The sequence below is a fragment of the Type-D symbiont of Plautia stali genome (assembly GCF_001485335.1).
Taxonomy (GTDB): Bacteria; Pseudomonadota; Gammaproteobacteria; order Enterobacterales; family Enterobacteriaceae; genus Pantoea; species Pantoea vagans_C.
The window spans coordinates 10,914-27,788 of record NZ_BBOC01000067.1 but is presented as its reverse complement, the minus strand read 5'-3'; the positions used below and the strand labels follow the sequence as shown (position 1 = coordinate 27,788).

The window sequence follows — 16,875 nt, the reverse complement described above, 5'->3', positions numbered from 1 at the left end:
GATTTTCTCTTCATTTTCTGGATGCAACGGCCCTTGCAGGTAGAGTGCGGCACCTGAGCCGTAATCACCGGCTAACTGGTTATCAAGAAACGCAATACAGCCCGCTTCGGTGGCGGACGGGCCAAGCTTATCGGCAGGGATCAAACGATCAAAAATGGCTTGTAGATTTTGGCGATCCAATGGGTTAGTGAGCACCTGATAACCCTCTTGCCACGCCGGTTGCGGCAGATGGTCGGCACTGAGTTGGGTTTCCAGCGGTACATTGTGTAACTCTTTGGCGCGCAGTTGCGGTGCCACGGCGAGTGACGCAACAATGCCGCTGAGCGAAAAGAGCGCTTCTCTTCGGTTCATACTTCTTTCCCTACAACAGATGAATGTTATTACAGAGCACGACGTTCCGGGCATTCAGACACTGAAATGCCGCGCGCGATATCGCGCGCAGCCGTTCACGACGAATCCGCGTTCGTTATTATTTTTTTACAGAAAGTATTGAAAAAGCGTGAACGCGCACTGTTAATCAATACGCGATTCCGCGGGCTGGAGTATTCCCGCCATTGCCAATTGTCTTCACGGAAAACCCGTTATTCGGGCCTCCTTTATTTTATTAATAAATATATTTTTTCATGTCATCAATGCTGTGACGCGCGATATCCCAGAGATCATCTTCCCAGTTACGTGGGCTTAATAACTCAGGGGACCAGACGCCGTGATAACCGGTGGCCTTAACGGCTGCTACCCAAGCGGGAATATCCACATCACCTTCACCTGGCGCGTAGTTTCGCTGGACCCATTCGTCCCAGATTTCACCCGGATGCGCGGCCCGGCCATCACAGAAATGGACGCCGTAAATCAGATCTTTATCCATGCGCGCCACGTCATTGGGTGTGGTGCCGCCACCCGCATGCAGATGCCAAAAGTCCACCACCACGCCAAGGTTGTCTTTGGCGCTTTGTTTAATCAAATCCAACGCATGTTGCAGTGAGTTGAAGGCGGTGAAGGCCACCACCTCAATCTGGAATTTGATGCCGTGAGGTTTACCGATATCGGCAATGGTGGAGATATTGTCCAGTAGAATGGCATCACGTGCGGCGTCTGGCAGATGATCCAATTCGGTGAGCGCCATGATTTGCACCACCGGACAGTGCAGTTCAACCGCAGCCTGCACCACTTTTTCGGCTTCGCGCAGCATCGCCGCGCGTTCGTCAGGCTGGAAGCGCCCAATGCGTTTCAGGGCGTTGATGCAGGTGATCTCAATTTTATATTGAGCCATTAGCTCACGATACTGAGCGTAACTGCCGCCGTTATCCAGATAGCGATAAAGGTGCTCGGGTAAAATCTCCAGGCCGCTATAGCCTGTTTCATGGGCGATACGTAACTGAGTGACGGCATTGCTGTACCAGACAGAAACACCATGCAACGACAACTTCATCTCTCCTCCTTGTTACCTCACGGTTTCAGGTGAGAGCGTCGAAGGCGCAATTCTCCCTGAGACCAAACACCACCCGGAGTGGCACGTTCATCAATCAGCCGGTTGAGGGCCTCTGTGACAATTAAATCAATACGCTGGCTGAAGGTGGTTAACTGCCAACTTGGCAAACTGGCTTCTTCGATATCATCGAAGCCCACTACCGCCATAAAGCGGTTGCCTGCGTGATCGCGCAGCGCGGCCAGCGCACCCAACGCTAAAATGTCGTTCTCGCAGAACAACGCATCAATGCGCTGCTGCGGTGCGTGGCTGTTGAGGTAATCACTCAACACCTCATAACTGCGCTCCCGCGAATACACACCGGTGGTGAGCAACAGCTCCAGCTCAAGCCCAGCCTCTTTGAGTGCCAGTTGCAACCCATCCAGGCGTTGGGTGTGATGGCTGCTGGTGTCTGGCCCCATCATGTAGCCGATGCGGGTAAAACCTTGCGTCAGCAGCAGCTCGCCAAGCTGTTTACCGGCGCGTAAACCATCAATGTTGACCACATCGATATCCGGCTCGTCATTATTGCGGCACACCTGCACCAGCGGAATCTGGTGCATCTCGCGCGCAATGCCGATCATGTCATCGGTCAATACCGTGCCGAGAAACAGCAATCCGTCCACCTGTAGCTGGTCAGCTAAGGTCATGACAGCGCTGTGATTCTCGCCGTTGCCGATATTCAGTAACAGCGCCATATAACCACGCTGTTGCAGCTGTCGGGTCACGGTATCCAGCATCAGCATGGAGTGTGGATTTTTCAGCTCATCAATCACCACACCCATAATGTGCGTCTTTTTTTGCGACAGACTGCGTGCCAGCAGGTTAGGGCGGTATCCCAGTTCACTGGCAATTTTCAGTACCCGATCGCGCGCTTTGTCGGATATCGATGCGCCGGGCGTGAAGGCACGCGATACGGTCCATTTTGAGACGCCCGCCAGGCGTGCAACATCGCTTGCTGTGGCTTTATGGGATTTTATGGTTGGTTTACTCATAGCACCTGCGTAGGGAAAAAGCGGAGACCCCAGCATTGAACGTGAAAGCCAACTGAAAATAAACACCTAAGCGCAAGCAAATGGTGCAAATGCGATCGAATAACCCTGTTTTTGCGATGTTGCGATTATGTTTGATCTTTGCACCCGATTGCAATGACTTTTGCAATCGGGTGCAGTTTGTGTGCTTTTTGTGATCACACCCACTGATTTACGCATTTCACAATTGACTAAGACTTCGCCTTCAAAGACATTGTGCTGAATGAATGACAAGAATCATCCTTTTAGCACCTTAAAACCACCCATTTTGCACTCGATAGCAACATGAATGATGAATTTGCCCGCCCTTACGGGTCATTCAGGCCATAACAATAATAAACAGAGAAACATACAGACATCTAACCTCAACCCATTTTGCACCCGGGTGCAAAATAACAGGAGTGAAATATGCTCAACGGTGAAAAAAGTATTCCTCGCCCACTACGCTGGGCGATGATCGGCGGTGGTCGCCTGAGTCAGGTCGGGTATAAACATCGATCGGGCGCGCTGCGTGACAACACTGCCTACCAGATGGTGGCCAGCGCGTTTGATATTGATGCGGCGCGCGGACGCGAGTTCGGTGTCAATCTTGGTCTTGATCCTGAACGTTGCTATGACAATTACCAGCAACTGCTCTCAGAAGAGGCAAAACGTACCGATGGGGTAGAAGTGGTGTCGATTGCCACTCCCAACGGCACCCATTTCGAGATCACCAAGGCGGCACTGAATGCCGGTATTCATGTGATTTGCGAAAAGCCACTGTTCTTCACCACCGCTGAGGCACTGGAGATCAAAGCGCTGGCCGAAGCGAAAAATCGCATTGTAGGCGTCACCTACGGCTTCTCGGGGCACCCGTTGCTGATGCAGATGCGTGCGATGATCGCCAATGGCGAAATCGGTGACGTGCGTATGGTTGAACTGCAGTACACCCATGGTTTCAGCGCCAATGACAGCGCCGACAAATTCAGTGAAGCGCAAAAATGGCGTGTTGACCCAAAAATCGCCGGGCCTTCGTTTGTCTTGGGTGATATCTCAACGCACACCTTCTACATCTCGCAACTGGTGTTGCCGCAGTTAAAGGTGAAGTCGTTGCTGTGCGATCGCCAGAGTTTCATCCCTTCGCGTGCGCCGCTGGAAGACAACGCCATGGTGCTGATGCACTACGATAACGGCGCGGTCGGGCGCATGTGGGCGTCATCAATCAATGCGGGTTCGATGGATAGCCAAAGCATTCGCGTTATCGGCTCGCGCGCCAGCCTGGAGTGGAGTGACTACAACCCGGGTGAACTGAAGTTCGAGGTGCAGGGGCAGCCGAACCAGATTATGCATCATGGCATGCCTTATCTACATGAAAGTGCGCTGGCAGATGAGCGTCTGGGCGCACTGCATACCGAAGGACTGGCCGAATCCTGGGCCAACATTTACCTGAAATTTGCCATAGCGATCAGTGCCACGCAGCGCGGCGATCAGCGCACCCTCGATAACCTCGTTTATCCCGATATCAATGCCGGGCTGGAAGGGGTGCGCTGGATTGAAAACTGTGTGCGCTCTGCCGACAACGGTGCGAGCTGGGTTAACTATCAATAAGGACAGCCATGAAACTCTCATTTTGTACTGATAGCCTTGGGCATTTGCCGTTTGAGCAGATGCTGGATAAGTTGCTGGAACTCGGTGTATATGGCGTGGAAATGACCACCGGCGGCTGGTCATCTGCGCCGCATCTGCGCACCGACGAATTGTTGGCCAACGCCACACAGCGCCGTCATTTGCTGCAGGCGTTGGAAAGCCGTGGCATGTCGATTGCGGCGCTGAATGTGTCGGGTAATCCGCTCGACCCGGGTGAGCTTGGCAGCAAACATAAGCGCGATACCGACAATGCTCTGGCATTGGCCGGCGAACTGGGGGTGAAAAAGATCGTCATGATGAGCGGACTTCCACCCGCCAGCCCCAATGACACTATCCCGAACTGGATTACCTATACCGTGAGTTGGCCACCCACGCTGAAAAACTGTCTCGACTATCAGTGGAATGAGGTGGCGATCCCTTACTGGCAGGGGCTGGTGGCGCAGGCGAAAGAGAGCGGCGTGGAGAAGTTTGCGCTGGAGAATTTCAGTTCCATGCTGGTGTGGAACCCGGAAACCCTGTTCCGTCTGCGTGATGCGGTGGGCGATAGCGTGGGCTTAAACCTCGATCCCAGCCACCTGTTATGGATGGGGGCCGATCCGATTGCCGCGGCGCGGGCACTGGGCCCGGCGATTCACCACTGTCACGGCAAAGATGTGCGACTGGAGCGCGGTCTGGTGAGTGTGAATGGCTTGCTGGAAACCAAACCGGTAGAGGATGTCGCCAACCGCGCCTGGAACTATGTTGCCGTGGGCTGCGGTCAGGATTTGCAGTGGTGGAAAGAGTTCTTCTCGGTGGTACGCATGATGGGCTACAACGACTGGGTATCGCTGGAGATGGAAGATCTCACTATGTCAGTAGAAGCGGGTGTGACTTCATCTATTGCCGCATTGAAACAGACGATTAGCCAGTAGAGGCTGTACATCCCGCGTTGGCTGCCTGATACTTCGTATTTATACGAACAGTTAAGAGGCAGCCAATGCTGGAAAATCACCCGCTTCGCGCGGATATTCGTCTGGAGCATGTGCTGGCGGCACTCGGTAATCCGATGCGCATGAGCGTCGTCAGCACTCTGGCTGCAGGTGGCGAACACACCTGTGGATCGCTGCTGAAAGGCGTCTCCAAATCGACGTTAACCCATCACTGGCGGGTGTTGCGTGACAGCGGCGTCATCTGGCAGAAACCATCAGGGCGCGAAAACTTGTTGTCACTGCGCCGCGAAGATTTAGACGCACGTTTCCCCGGACTACTGGACGCGCTTCTCATCGCCACTGCGCACGATGGGCTGACGCGCGATACGGTGAGCGATTTTCACCGTGAAGCATCCTGAGGTTGTCCGCGTAAGACATAACCCGTTGTCGAGTCACGCTCAATATAACCAAATGCCGATTCACCAAAATGCATGCCTGCCACCAAAGTCTTGTCCCGGAATACCTGCTCAACAATGGCTTTACGCGTGGCTTCGGCCAGTACAGGATCGTGGTCGAATACAATAGACACTTCGGGTCGCGCCAACTGGATGTGCGGGTAATGCACGATATCGCCCCAAATCAGCACACTCTCGTTATCAGAGTGAATCAGGTAGCCGGTATGGCCTGGCGTGTGGCCCGGCAGACTCACGGCCTGGATGTCGGGGGTGATGGCTGGCTCTTCAATCAAGCGAAGCGTTGGGCGATAAGCCTCTAACGCTCGTCGTACCAATAAGGCGTTTCTCTGCGTACGTTCATTGCCCGTATGCTGCCCATCACCCAGCCAGAATGCGGCTTCCGCCGGATGCACATAGAGTTGTGCGTTGATAAAAGCGGGTTGGCCAGCTTCATTCAATAAACCGCCGATATGATCAGGATGGGCGTGGGTGAGTAATAGGGTATCAATAGACTCCGGCGTCACCCCCAGCGCCTGCAGGTTGCGCTGCAGTTCACCGACCGCGCCTCTGCCGCTATCTATCAATATCGTGCGTCCCGCACCGCGAATTAAATAGCAGTAGATGTGAATATCACCGGGCACCGTGATGCCAGATTGCGATTGAATCTTTTCCGCTGCGGGTAGGTCAATCCCCGAGAGAAGTTCCAGGCTGGCTTGCATGGTGCCGTCGCTGATGGCGGTGACCTGGTAGTGCCCCACACGCTGGGATGAAAAGGATATTGTCACAATGACCGCCTTAGTGAGAATAAGAAGAGAAAAAAAGGCCTGTTCAATCATCAATCTGCATGAACAATGAAATATTGCAGCGAATACAACGGTGTGACAATCATCATTTACTTTTATCCAGTAGAGCCTGCGGGAAGGGTGCCTGAGACGGTTTCACTGGTGCTGCTGCCCTGGGGGGCTAATTAGCCGTAGCTGTTGTAAATGCAACCCTGCCGCGACAGCCGCTGCTGCATTTGCAGCGGTATTTATCCCTGAGACTGGCACTAAACGCTGCAAAATCAACTCTCTGCTTATTCTGAAAAAATGGCACGATGGCTGCACTGAGATTTATAGCCAAAAGATTGGACAAGACAATCTTCTATTTCATTACGCTATAACTCGACAGGAGCAGCCGATGTCAGAAAAGAAACCCCTTCAGTTTGCCTATTGGGTGCCGAACGTCTCCGGGGGACTGGTGATTAGCCAGATCGAACAGCGCACACACTGGGACGCAGAGTACAACCGAGAACTGGCGAAGATCGCCGAAAAGGCGGGATTTGAGTATGCCCTGACGCAGATTCGTTTTACTGCCGGATACGGTGCAGATAATCAGCATGAGTCCGTGACCTTCTCGCAGGATTTGTTGAGCCACACTTCCAAACTCAAAGTGATTGCCGCGCTGTTACCGGGGCCGTGGAATCCGGTGTTGGCTGCCAAGCAAATTGCCACTATTAGCCATCTTTACGGTCCACGTATTGCGGTCAACATCGTCAGTGGCTGGTTCCGTGGCGAGTTTAAAGCAATTGGCGAGCCATGGCTCGATCACGAGGAGCGTTATTTGCGTTCTGAAGAGTTTATCCGCTGCCTGCGCGGTATTTGGGGTGAAAGCCATTTCACTTTCGCCGGGGATTTCTATCGCTTCCGCGATTACGCCTTAAAACCGAAACCGCTGTCACCGTTGCCGGAAATCTTCCAGGGCGGCAGTTCACGTGCTGCACGTGATATGGCTGCACGTGTTTCAGATTGGTATTTCACCAATGGCAACACACCAGACGGCGTGCGACAGCAAGTCGAGGACATTCAGGCGAAAGCGTCCATCAACGGCCATCGGGTCAAAATCGGGGTAAACGGCTTTGTGATTGCCCGTGAGACCGAGCAGCAAGCGCAAGCGGTGTTACAGGAGATCATCGCTAAGGCTAATCCAGATGCGGTGAAAGGGTTCCAGCATGAGGTGAAAAATGCCGGAAGCGCCTCCCCTGAGGGAGAAGGCAACTGGGCAAAATCGTCTTTCGAGGATTTGGTGCAGTACAACGATGGCTTCAAAACCAATCTGATTGGCCCCCCACAGCAGATAGCCGAGCGCATCATCGCCTTAAAACACGCGGGGGTCGATTTGCTGCTGCTGGCGTTTTTGCACTTCCATGAAGAGGTCGAGTTCTTCGGTCGTGAAGTCATTCCACGGGTGCGAGAGTTGGAACGCCAGCAAAGTCTGGTATCAGCCTGACCTCAAATATGGCGCGCGCGGCCTGCCAGTAACGCCATCACCATCTGTACCACGGTGATGGCCAGCAACATGACCAGCGGCAGCAACCAGTTACCGCTGGCATCATGCAGCATGCCGAAACAGAGTGGGCCGAGCGCCGCCAGCCCGTAGCCGACACACTGTGCCATGCCGGACAGTTTCGAGGCCTGGCGATGATCCTGCGTGCGCAGATTGAACAGTGACAGGCTGATCACCAGGGATGCGCCTGCGCCCAGTCCCGCCAGAATCAACCACAGTAGCGACCACGAAGGCAGCAGTAACAAGCCCAGCACGGCGACGAAAATCAGCAGTGAGGCGACAAAACCAATCGCGCGCTGATCACGCAGTTTCTTCAATGCGCTCATGCAGGCGAGATTAGAGACAATGGCAACAATCTGATAGATAAACAGCATGCCGCCGGCCTCAATCTGGCTGATGCCGTTGTCCTGCGCGAAAGGAGTGAACCAGCCAATCAGGGTGTAAAACAGCAGTGACTGGCTGGCCATAAATAACGAAACCTGCCAGCCTAGTGCCGAGCGCCAGGGTGAACGGGTCACGCTGGTCGTTGCTGCTGCTTGAGGTGGTGCTGTAGGTCTTTTCAGGTAAGGCAGCCAGGCGAATAGCGCGATAAACGCCGGGATTAGCCACACCGCCAGCGACAAACGCCAACCGGCTGAACTGATCTCAGCCAGCGGCACCGCAATGCCCGATGCAATACTCGCTGAAATCCCCATCACCATGGCATACAGCCCGATGTAACGTGCCGTGTGTTCAGTGAAATCACGTTTTATCAGCGGCGGTAGTAACACGTTAGCCGCGGCGATACCCGAACTGAGAATCAGCGTACCGGCCCACATGGCATTCTCACTGCCGGTAATACGCAGCAGGGAGCCGAGGGTAATCAGCAGCAGCGATCCCCACAAACTGCGCTCCAGGCCGAAGCGATTGCCAAACCAGGCAGCAGGGGGGGCTAAGGTCGCGAACATCAGCAGCGGCAAGAAGTTAATCACCCCGGCGGCACTGGCGCTCAGTCCAAAACTCAGACGAATATTTTCCAGCACCGGTCCGGTGGCGGTAATCGGCGTGCGCAGGTTGGCTGCGGTAAGCAGCAACAGGAACAGGAAAAATCCGGTGCGTTGCAGGGCAGGGTGTGGCGTGACAGCAGTATGGGACATATTTTCGCACCATAGAAATGAGGCAGACGATGCTGCATATGGTGCGTTGATTGACGTTAACGCTTACGCAGCCGTTCACGTTGGCTGAGAGCGGGCAATACTAGCGAGGGCAAGTGGGGATGTAAAGTTACGGTTTAAGTACTCTTCGACTCTACGCACTCAAAAGCGGTTAACGACAAAACAGTCATCCACACAGAAACCGTCATCTTCGGGCATGAATTGCTTACCGCATCCTGCTTAGCAAACCCATATCTAGAAAATGTCTGCACAGACGAATCCTTTCAGTCGTGACATCCATCACTGTGCAAAATGTAATCACCAAAATATTTCATCTTAAAGCCATCACTTCTCACATTTAACTGTGCAACCAAAGCGCGTTCCGATTATCTCGTCTCGTGCACATTTCTGACCCAACGATTCCTCTAACTTATTTCCTCGATAGCAACACGTTTTACCGACCTGCACGTTATGTCTTCCCTGACATTTCAAAAACCTACAACGACAATAATGGTGAACATAATGAAAAAAATATCAGCAGCCTTAATCTCTCTTGCCCTTTGTAGCAGCGCCTTTGCCGCCGAACCGCTCAAAATGGGCGTCGTGGTCAAAGTGGGCGGAAACGCCTGGTTCAACTCTATGGAGGAAGGCATCAAAAAAGAGGCAGCGAAAGAGGGCGTGAATGCATGGCAGGTCGGCCCAATTGCACAGGACCCCGCACAGCAGGTGAAAGCGATTGAAGATTTGATCGTGCAAAAGGTGGATATCATCGGCGTGGTGCCGGTCGATCCTGCTGCACTGGAGCCGGTGCTGAAAAAAGCTAAAGACGCGGGCATCAAAGTGATTGTGCATGAATCTCCTGGCCAGAAATATGCCGACTGGGATTTTGAGCTGGTGGATGCCAAATCCTTTGGCGAGCGCCATATGCAGTTGATGGCGCAGTGTATGCATGAGCAGGGGCAGTACTCGATTATTGTCGGCAGTCTGACCATTCCTCTGCACCGCGTGTGGGCGCAGTCGGCGATTGATTATCAGAAACAGCATTACCCTAAAATGCAGCAGGTAGGCGATCTGTTTGGTACTGGCGAGTCGGTGGATGAATCGATGCGCGTCACCAAAGAGATGATGCTTAAATATCCTGATTTCAAAGGCATGATGGCCTTTGGTTCACCAGGCCCAGTGGGTGCCGGACGTGCGGTGCAAGAGCGCGGGGCCAAAGATAAAGTCTGCGTAGTGGGGGCGTACAGCCCGAATCAGGCTGCGGCTCTGGTACGGAATGGCAATATCAAAGGGGGCTATATCTGGAACCCGATGACCGCAGGCGAGCTGTTTGTAAGAATTGGCAAGATGGTCGCGGAGGGTAAAACCATCACCGACGGCACCCAAATTGAAGGCATGGGCAAAATGCGCGTCGATAGCGCCAACCACACGCTGTTTGGTGACAGCCTCGAAAGTCTGGATAAAGACAACCTCCCGAAACTGATCAAAATGGGCCTGTAAGGAGTCGCCGTGAGCAGACGTAAAATCATTATTGATACCGATCCGGCGATTGGTATTTCCGGCACCGATGCGGATGACCCCATCGCCATTATGCTGGCGTTACAAGATCCGCGGCTGGAACTGCTGGCGATCTCCACCGTATTTGGCAACTGCCCACCTGCACTCGGGGCGCGCTGCGCCACACGTATTTTACAGGTTGCGGGGCGCAGTGATATTCCGGTGGCGATAGGGCAGGCAGTGCCAATGAGCGGCACCTTACCTGAACTACTGCAAAAGGAGTATCAGGGGGATCGCGGTAAGGAGGGCAGCATTGCGCTGCCGGCCTTGCAAGATTCACACTGCGGCCAGCATGCCAGCGAGTTGATTATCGATTTGGTGCGTCAGCATCCAGGCGAAATTACGCTGGTTTGTATTGGCGCGCAGAGCAACCTGGCGCTGGCACTGATCAAAGCACCGGATATCGCCCCGCTGATCAAAGACGTGGTGATGATGGCGGGTGCGCTGGGCATGGATGCAAAATGGGGGCGCGGCAATATCACGCCGGTAGCCGAGTGCAATATCTGGTTTGATCCGCAGGCCGCTGACATTGTGTTCCGTTCCGGGATCCCCCTGGCAATGGTGAGTCTCGATGTCACCAACGCGGATGCGGGTTTGGTGCTGACGCGTGAACATCTGGTGGGGTTGGATGACGATAAGCCGTTGACGCAGTTGTTTAAGCAGGTATGCGCCTGTTACTTCGATGCACCGATGTTTGACTGGTCAGAAGGCTGCGTGCTGTACGATCCGCTGGCGGTTGCCGTGGCGGCTGATGCGCAGGTTGGCGCTTTCGAGGCCATGGCTATTGGTATCGAAATCCAGGGGCGGCTAACCGTCGGGCAAACGGTGCCACTGCGTGATACGCCCGCCAACGTGCAAGTCTGTACGCAGATTGATGGGCATAAAATCGTCAGTGATATTGTGAACATCATCACCGGGTGAACCGTAGCGGCGCAATTTATTGCACGATAAATCGCGCCGCGACCCTGTTTTAAACCCACAATGACTTGCATCCCGGCCTATCCGCGTCCACCTTTAAAGCCTCGGTTCAACACAAATGGACGCACCATGCTTTGGTTATGGAATACGCTGATTCTGCTGACAGCAGTGGTTGTGATGGAAGTGATTGCGGCGCTGTCGCACAAATACATCATGCACGGTTGGGGCTGGGGTTGGCACCTCTCGCATCATGAACCCCATGACGGCAAGTTTGAACTCAACGATCTCTACGCCGTGGTGTTTATGCTGATGGCGATTGCGCTGATTTATATCGGCGTAAACGGCGTTTGGCCACTGCAATGGATTGGGGCGGGTGTCACGGTTTACGGTGCACTCTATTTTATGGTGCACGATGGCCTGGTGCATCAGCGCTGGCCGTTCCGTTACATCCCGCGTAAGGGCTATCTTAAGCGTTTGTACATGGCGCACCGCATGCATCATGCAGTGCGTGGGCGTGAAGGTTGTGTCTCGTTTGGCTTCCTCTATGCGCCGCCACTACACAAATTGCAGGCGGCGTTGCGTCAACGCCATAAACCTCTCAACGTGGACGCTGCCACAAGCCGTCCGGACGCGACGCCGGACGAGACAAGCGTGAAGTAAGCGCCAATCCGGCGCCTTTCACCAGCAGCGCCAGTTTCTCGCCGCTGCTGGTGCGCTGTCTGGCATCCCACGCGTTCGCCCCTGCATGCTGCACCTTCACACCGATTTCACGATAAACCCCACGCGCGGTGGCAATCGCCCATGCGGAGCGGAACGGCAATCCTGGCAGGCCCGAACGCGCAGAGAGATAATAGGGCTCGGCTTCACTGACCAGGCGCGCCGCCAGCGGGGCTAACGCCGCTCGATGTTGGGGATCCGCAAGGTTTTTACCGTCCAACCCGGCTTGATCCAGCCAACTCTGTGGCAAATAGCAGCGCCCATTCTGCGCATCCTCAACAATATCTCGTGCGATATTCGTGAGCTGGAAGGCAAGGCCCAGGTCACAGGCACGATCCAACACCGCTTCGTCGCGCACACCCATGACGCGCGCCATCATCAGACCCACTACCCCAGCCACGTGATAGCAGTAACGGAGCGTATCATCGAAACTGGCGTAGTGTTCTTCGCGTGCATCCATCGCGAATCCTTCCAGATGGTCGAAAGCCAGCTGCGGGGGCAATTGATGAATCAGCGCCACTTCCTGAAACGCCTTGAACGCCGGCTCATCCATGTGTGCGCCGCTGTAGGCACGGCGGGTTTCAATTTGCAGATGCAGCATGCGCGCCTGGGCATCTTCAACCGGATGCTGTGTGCCGCCTTCGCCCAGCGTCTGGCCATCAATCACATCATCGCAGTGGCGACACCAGGCATAGAGCATCAGGGTGCTGCGTCGCGTGGGGGCGTCAAACAGTTTGGCTGCGGTGGCGAAACTCTTCGAGCCCACCGCCATGGTCTGGGTCACCTGTTCCAGTAAGGGTTGGCGGTTCATCCGGCTAGGTCCTCCAGCATCAGCTGGGCGGTGGCTTTGGCCGAACCAATCACGCCCGGCACGCCCGCGCCAGGATGGGTTCCGGCTCCCACCAGATAGAGATTGGAGATATCGGCATCACGGTTATGCGGACGGAACCAGGCACTTTGCGTCAAAATCGGTTCAAGCGAAAACGCCGAGCCATGATGGGCGTGCAGCGTGTCGCGGAAATCAAAGGGGGTAAACATCTGGTGTGTCACCAGCTGTTGACGTAATCCCGGCATATAGTGCTCCTCCAGATAAGCAAAAATGCGATCGCGTAAACGCGGTCCTTCCTGTTGCCAGTCGATGGCGGCGGTACCGAGATGCGGCACCGGCGCTAATACGTAAAAGCTACCGCAGCCCGCGGGTGCCAGCGACGGATCGCTGGAGCAGGGGGCATGCAAATAGAGCGAAAAATCATCCGAAAGCTGGCTGCTGTTGAAAATTTCGTCGATTAACTCGCGATAGCGCGGGCCAAAGCAAACGGTATGATGCGCCAGCTGGGAATGCGGGTGATTCAGTCCGAAATAGAGTACAAACAGCGAGTTACTCATGCGCTTGCGTTTTAACGTGGCAGCCCGTTTGCGCGCCGCAGGATGACCCTGCAGCAAACGATCATAGGTGTGGACCACATCAGCGTTCGACGCCACCGCAGCGGCCGTAAAACGGCGGCCATCTTTCAACTGCAGGCCGCTGATGCGGTTGCCTTCTGTTTCCAGTTGACTCACTTCGGCATTCAGCAACAATTCACCGCCGAGATCGGTAAACAGTCGCGCCATACCGGCAACTAGCGCGCCAGTGCCGCCGCGCGGAAACCACACGCCCCACTCACGCTCCAGCGCATGAATTAAGGTATAGATCGAGGACGTTGCAAAAGGATTACCGCCGACCAGCAGCGAATGAAAAGAGAAGGCCTGGCGCAAATGATCGTCCTGAATGAATTTGGCCACCATGCTATACACGCTGCGCCATGCCTGTAATCGACCAAGTTGCGGCCCGGCGCGCAGCATGTCACTGAAATGCAGAAACGGCACGGTGCCGAGTTTCAGATAGCCCTGCTGGAACACCTCGCGTGAATAAGCCAGAAACTGACGATATCCTGCAACGTCTGCCGGATTAAACGCGGCAATCTGCTTTTCCAGTTGCGGTTGGTTATTGTCGTAATCGAGCTGCTTACCATCCTCCCAGCACAATCGATAGAAAGGGGTGACCGGCATCAGGTCGACGTAATCGCTCAATGATTTCCCGGCGAGGGTAAACAACGCTTCAATCGCGGAGGGATCGGTGATCACTGTCGGACCGGCATCAAAAGTGAAGCCCTGATCCTGCCAGGCATAGGCGCGTCCGCCCGGTTTATCACGCTGTTCCAGCAAGGTGGTGGGAATGCCCGCGGCCTGCAGGCGAATGGCGAGTGCCAGCCCACCAAAGCCCGCGCCAATCACATAGGTGCGTTTCATTATTTCTTCCCTGGTTTATTAGAAGAGGTCATCAACAGTGCACGTACCGCTTCGACGATGGGTACCGGCGGTTTGCCACACAAAATGCGCGCTTTGTCGCCAAGGCGCAGTTGCCCGGCATAGAAGCGGCTGATTAATCCGGCATCAAGTTGGTAAAAGCGTTGCATCACACGCCAGCGTTTCTCGGGGCGTCCGGCAAGAAACAGCATCCGGTTGAGCGCACGGAAAAAGCGCTGCGTCTGCCAGTGCTGGCGCGCAAAGACTTCAATCTGTTGGCTGAGAGTGGCGGCGTCACACGGGAGCAGATCGGCAATGGTGTCAGCCAGCACCACCGCCGTCGGCAGCGAATAGCCGGTGGTGGCGTGAAACAAACCGGCACGCAGACCGCTGCAGGGCTGGCCGTGCTGCTGTTGCCAGAAGGCGTCGATATCACCACTTAAGGTGATCGGCAGCGAACCGCGCTCCTCGCGCATTAACATCCCCAAGTCCCAGTGATGTGTTTGCGCATAGTCAGCAATATTCTGGCGCGTTTTATCCTCTGCCAAGGTGGGATGATTGATGTAGTGCGTATCCTCAATCAACAGGCGGTCAACGCCGAGCGGCAGGGTGTAAACAAAGCGATAGCCCTGCTGCTGATCAACGGTGGCATCCATCAAGATGGGCTGGGTGAGTCCGTGTGGCTTTTTCAGGTGCCACTCCTGCCCGATAAAGGCCTGATAGCCCAGTTGCAGGTGCGGCGTATGCTGTAAACCACGACCATCAATCACTACGGTGGCATTGATAACCTGCCCGTTCGCCAGCGTGACCTGAGTCGGTTTAACCTCTTTCACCGCGCACTCGGTTCTGAGATCATCTCCGATGGCTTGATACAGCTGTTGGGCAAAATCAGCGGAGGCAATAGAACAATAATCACCGCTGAAATTGCGACGTAACGCTGGAAAACGCACCTGATAACCGGACCATTGATGCGAGACAAGCGGCTGCACCCACTGCCACTGTTGCGCATTGAGATCCTGTTGATGGAATGACCAGGTGTGATTGCCCGCGGGATGGGTGTGGCTCTCCAGCATCAGAATCTGCAACTGCGGTTGCAGCTGGCGCAGGCGCAACGCAATCAGCCCATTTGCCAGACCGGCCCCAACAAGAATGACATCATAGTGATCTCGCATCAGGTCGCCTCCGCCAACACCACGCGTTGCTGGCCCAAAGCCTGCTCCACAATATCCGCCGCCCGTTCACAACCTCCTGCACGCTGTAACTGAGCCTGAATCGCAGACAGGCTTAATACATCTCCCTCGTCAGCCAGCAGGTGTTGCAGATGCTGTTCAAGTTGCTGGACGCGACTGAAACGCGACGCGCGACGGCCGACACCGTGCCACTCTATACGTGCTGCCACGCCCGGTTGGTCAAACGCCAGCGGTATCGCCAGCATTGGTGTGCCACACTCCAGTGCTTCAAGCGCACTGTTCAGGCCAGCATGGGTGATGAACAACCGTGCGTGCAGTAGTGCGGCGCGCTGATCGAGAAAATCGGTGACCCAGGCGGCCCCCGCCTGCTGTAACTCAACGGCTTGCTGCGGAGTTAAGCCGCCACAGTGCGCAATCACCAGCGAAAGGCGCTGGTGGCGACATGCCTGCGCCAGATGAAGAAACAGACGGAAACGCTGCCCTTGCAGCGTGCCAAAAGAGGCGTAAACCACCGGATGCGGCAGATCGGGCCAGGGGGCGCTCAGCGCTGCCTGCGCGAAGGGTGCGCGTAACAGGCCCACCGCGTGAAAACTGGCGGGAAGATGCTGACGCGGGAAGTCAAACGCAGGCACGATCTGGCTGATTTGCGCCAGTGGAGACAAGCATTGATGTAATCCGTGCCGTTCCGGTAAACCAAAGCTGCGCGCATGATGGGCGATAACCTCTCCGTGGCGCTGCATAATCCGATCATAGATATCCTGGCTGGCCTGAAAGCGGTGCAATGCCTTCTCATCCTGGCCAAAACGAAACGGCATCACGGGCAGCGGAATACCCGCTTCGCGGTTGACGGGCAATGCGCAAGCCACCGAGACAAAGGGCAGTTGCATCGCTTCGGCTACCAGTCCGCCCGCGGCCTCCATCTGGTCGGCAATCACACCATCAATCTGTAAGGCTCTAAAGCGTTCGGGCAGTTCACGACACAGCATATCGGTACTGGCAGCGATATCGCCGATCACACGAAACAGTGACAGCGGTGAGGCCAGATGATGCAGCACTACTGCCAGTGATCCCACCGGATGCGAGCGTTCTCCCACTGGCGCAAAATTGATACGAGAATCGCTTAACAGGCTGTGCGCATCGGCCTGTTGGAAAAAAGTGATGCGGTGGCCGCGCGCTATTAAAGTCTGTGACAACGCCAGCAGCGCATGGAAATGGCTGTAGAGCGGTGGCGCAATCACGGCATAGTGCCCCATCGGCGGTGCCG

Annotated in this window: 16 protein-coding genes; 7 read left to right on the top strand and 9 right to left on the bottom strand. The window is 55.0% G+C overall.

Annotated elements, in window-relative coordinates; genetic code table 11:
- The 3 genes from PSSD_RS19020 to PSSD_RS19010 all read right to left on the bottom strand — a co-directional run.
- Window positions 1–351: gluconate 2-dehydrogenase subunit 3 family protein (locus tag PSSD_RS19020; protein WP_167347686.1), on the bottom strand; the 351-nt coding region annotated here is incomplete at its 3' end.
- A gap of 253 nt (window positions 352–604) precedes the next feature.
- Complete coding sequence (locus PSSD_RS19015; protein ID WP_058973304.1) at window positions 605–1,429, bottom strand: sugar phosphate isomerase/epimerase family protein; 825 nt, start codon at window positions 1,427–1,429, stop codon at window positions 605–607.
- Window positions 1,430–1,446: 17 nt separating this feature from the next.
- Window positions 1,447–2,460 carry a LacI family DNA-binding transcriptional regulator gene (locus PSSD_RS19010; RefSeq protein WP_058973303.1) on the bottom strand — a complete coding sequence of 338 codons (1,014 nt, stop codon included), beginning with the start codon at window positions 2,458–2,460 and terminating at the stop codon, window positions 1,447–1,449.
- Window positions 2,461–2,904: 444 nt separating this feature from the next.
- Between PSSD_RS19010 and PSSD_RS19005 the strand changes: the two genes are divergently transcribed.
- The 3 genes from PSSD_RS19005 to PSSD_RS18995 all read left to right on the top strand — a co-directional run bounded on the left by PSSD_RS19005 (window position 2,905) and on the right by PSSD_RS18995 (window position 5,449).
- The gene (locus tag PSSD_RS19005; protein WP_058973302.1) at window positions 2,905–4,083 is read left to right on the top strand and encodes a Gfo/Idh/MocA family protein; all 1,179 of its coding nucleotides are present in this window, start codon (window positions 2,905–2,907) and stop codon (window positions 4,081–4,083) included.
- An 8-nt stretch (window positions 4,084–4,091) separates the two neighbouring features.
- Complete coding sequence (locus tag PSSD_RS19000; protein WP_058973301.1) at window positions 4,092–5,033, top strand: sugar phosphate isomerase/epimerase family protein; 942 nt, start codon at window positions 4,092–4,094, stop codon at window positions 5,031–5,033.
- Window positions 5,034–5,098: 65 nt separating this feature from the next.
- Window positions 5,099–5,449: an ArsR/SmtB family transcription factor gene (locus tag PSSD_RS18995; protein ID WP_058973300.1), complete on the top strand. Its 351-nt coding sequence runs from the start codon at window positions 5,099–5,101 to the stop codon at window positions 5,447–5,449.
- On the opposite strand, the gene PSSD_RS18990 is transcribed toward PSSD_RS18995, so the two are convergent.
- Entirely contained in the window at window positions 5,431–6,273 is an 843-nt protein-coding gene (locus tag PSSD_RS18990; protein ID WP_153011466.1) for an MBL fold metallo-hydrolase, read from the bottom strand. The genes PSSD_RS18995 and PSSD_RS18990 overlap by 19 nt on opposite strands.
- A 391-nt stretch (window positions 6,274–6,664) precedes the next feature.
- Here PSSD_RS18990 and sfnG point away from each other — a divergent pair, with 391 nt between their 5' ends.
- A complete protein-coding gene (gene sfnG, locus PSSD_RS18985; protein ID WP_058973298.1) occupies window positions 6,665–7,753 on the top strand; it encodes a dimethylsulfone monooxygenase SfnG in 1,089 nt (362 codons plus the stop codon).
- A 2-nt stretch (window positions 7,754–7,755) separates the two neighbouring features.
- Here the strand turns inward: sfnG and PSSD_RS18980 are convergent, their stop codons facing one another.
- Window positions 7,756–8,946: a CynX/NimT family MFS transporter gene (locus tag PSSD_RS18980; RefSeq protein WP_058973297.1), complete on the bottom strand. Its 1,191-nt coding sequence runs from the start codon at window positions 8,944–8,946 to the stop codon at window positions 7,756–7,758.
- Window positions 8,947–9,465: 519 nt separating this feature from the next.
- On the opposite strand from PSSD_RS18980, the gene PSSD_RS18975 reads away from it, so the two are divergent.
- The 3 genes from PSSD_RS18975 to PSSD_RS18965 all read left to right on the top strand — a co-directional run bounded on the left by PSSD_RS18975 (window position 9,466) and on the right by PSSD_RS18965 (window position 12,078).
- Complete coding sequence (locus tag PSSD_RS18975; protein ID WP_039335278.1) at window positions 9,466–10,443, top strand: substrate-binding domain-containing protein; 978 nt, start codon at window positions 9,466–9,468, stop codon at window positions 10,441–10,443.
- Window positions 10,444–10,452: 9 nt separating this feature from the next.
- Window positions 10,453–11,421: a nucleoside hydrolase gene (locus tag PSSD_RS18970; RefSeq protein WP_058973296.1), complete on the top strand. Its 969-nt coding sequence runs from the start codon at window positions 10,453–10,455 to the stop codon at window positions 11,419–11,421.
- Window positions 11,422–11,547: 126 nt separating this feature from the next.
- Complete coding sequence (locus PSSD_RS18965; RefSeq protein WP_058973295.1) at window positions 11,548–12,078, top strand: sterol desaturase family protein; 531 nt, start codon at window positions 11,548–11,550, stop codon at window positions 12,076–12,078.
- On the opposite strand, the gene crtB is transcribed toward PSSD_RS18965, so the two are convergent.
- The 4 genes from crtB to PSSD_RS18945 are packed head-to-tail and all read right to left on the bottom strand — an operon-like array spanning window position 12,017 to window position 16,864.
- The gene (gene crtB, locus PSSD_RS18960; RefSeq protein WP_058973294.1) at window positions 12,017–12,946 is read right to left on the bottom strand and encodes a 15-cis-phytoene synthase CrtB; all 930 of its coding nucleotides are present in this window, start codon (window positions 12,944–12,946) and stop codon (window positions 12,017–12,019) included. The two genes, PSSD_RS18965 and crtB, sit on opposite strands and share 62 nt — an antisense overlap.
- Window positions 12,943–14,424 carry a phytoene desaturase gene (locus PSSD_RS18955; protein ID WP_058973293.1) on the bottom strand — a complete coding sequence of 494 codons (1,482 nt, stop codon included), beginning with the start codon at window positions 14,422–14,424 and terminating at the stop codon, window positions 12,943–12,945. Before PSSD_RS18955 ends, crtB begins: the two co-directional genes overlap by 4 nt.
- Complete coding sequence (crtY, locus tag PSSD_RS18950) at window positions 14,424–15,593, bottom strand: lycopene beta-cyclase CrtY (RefSeq protein ID WP_058973292.1); 1,170 nt, start codon at window positions 15,591–15,593, stop codon at window positions 14,424–14,426. The genes PSSD_RS18955 and crtY overlap by 1 nt, the downstream gene beginning before the upstream one ends.
- Window positions 15,593–16,864 (bottom strand): glycosyltransferase, encoded by a 1,272-nt coding sequence (locus PSSD_RS18945; protein ID WP_058973291.1) that lies wholly within the window; start codon window positions 16,862–16,864, stop codon window positions 15,593–15,595. Before PSSD_RS18945 ends, crtY begins: the two co-directional genes overlap by 1 nt.
- Window positions 16,865–16,875: the final 11 nt, after the last annotated feature.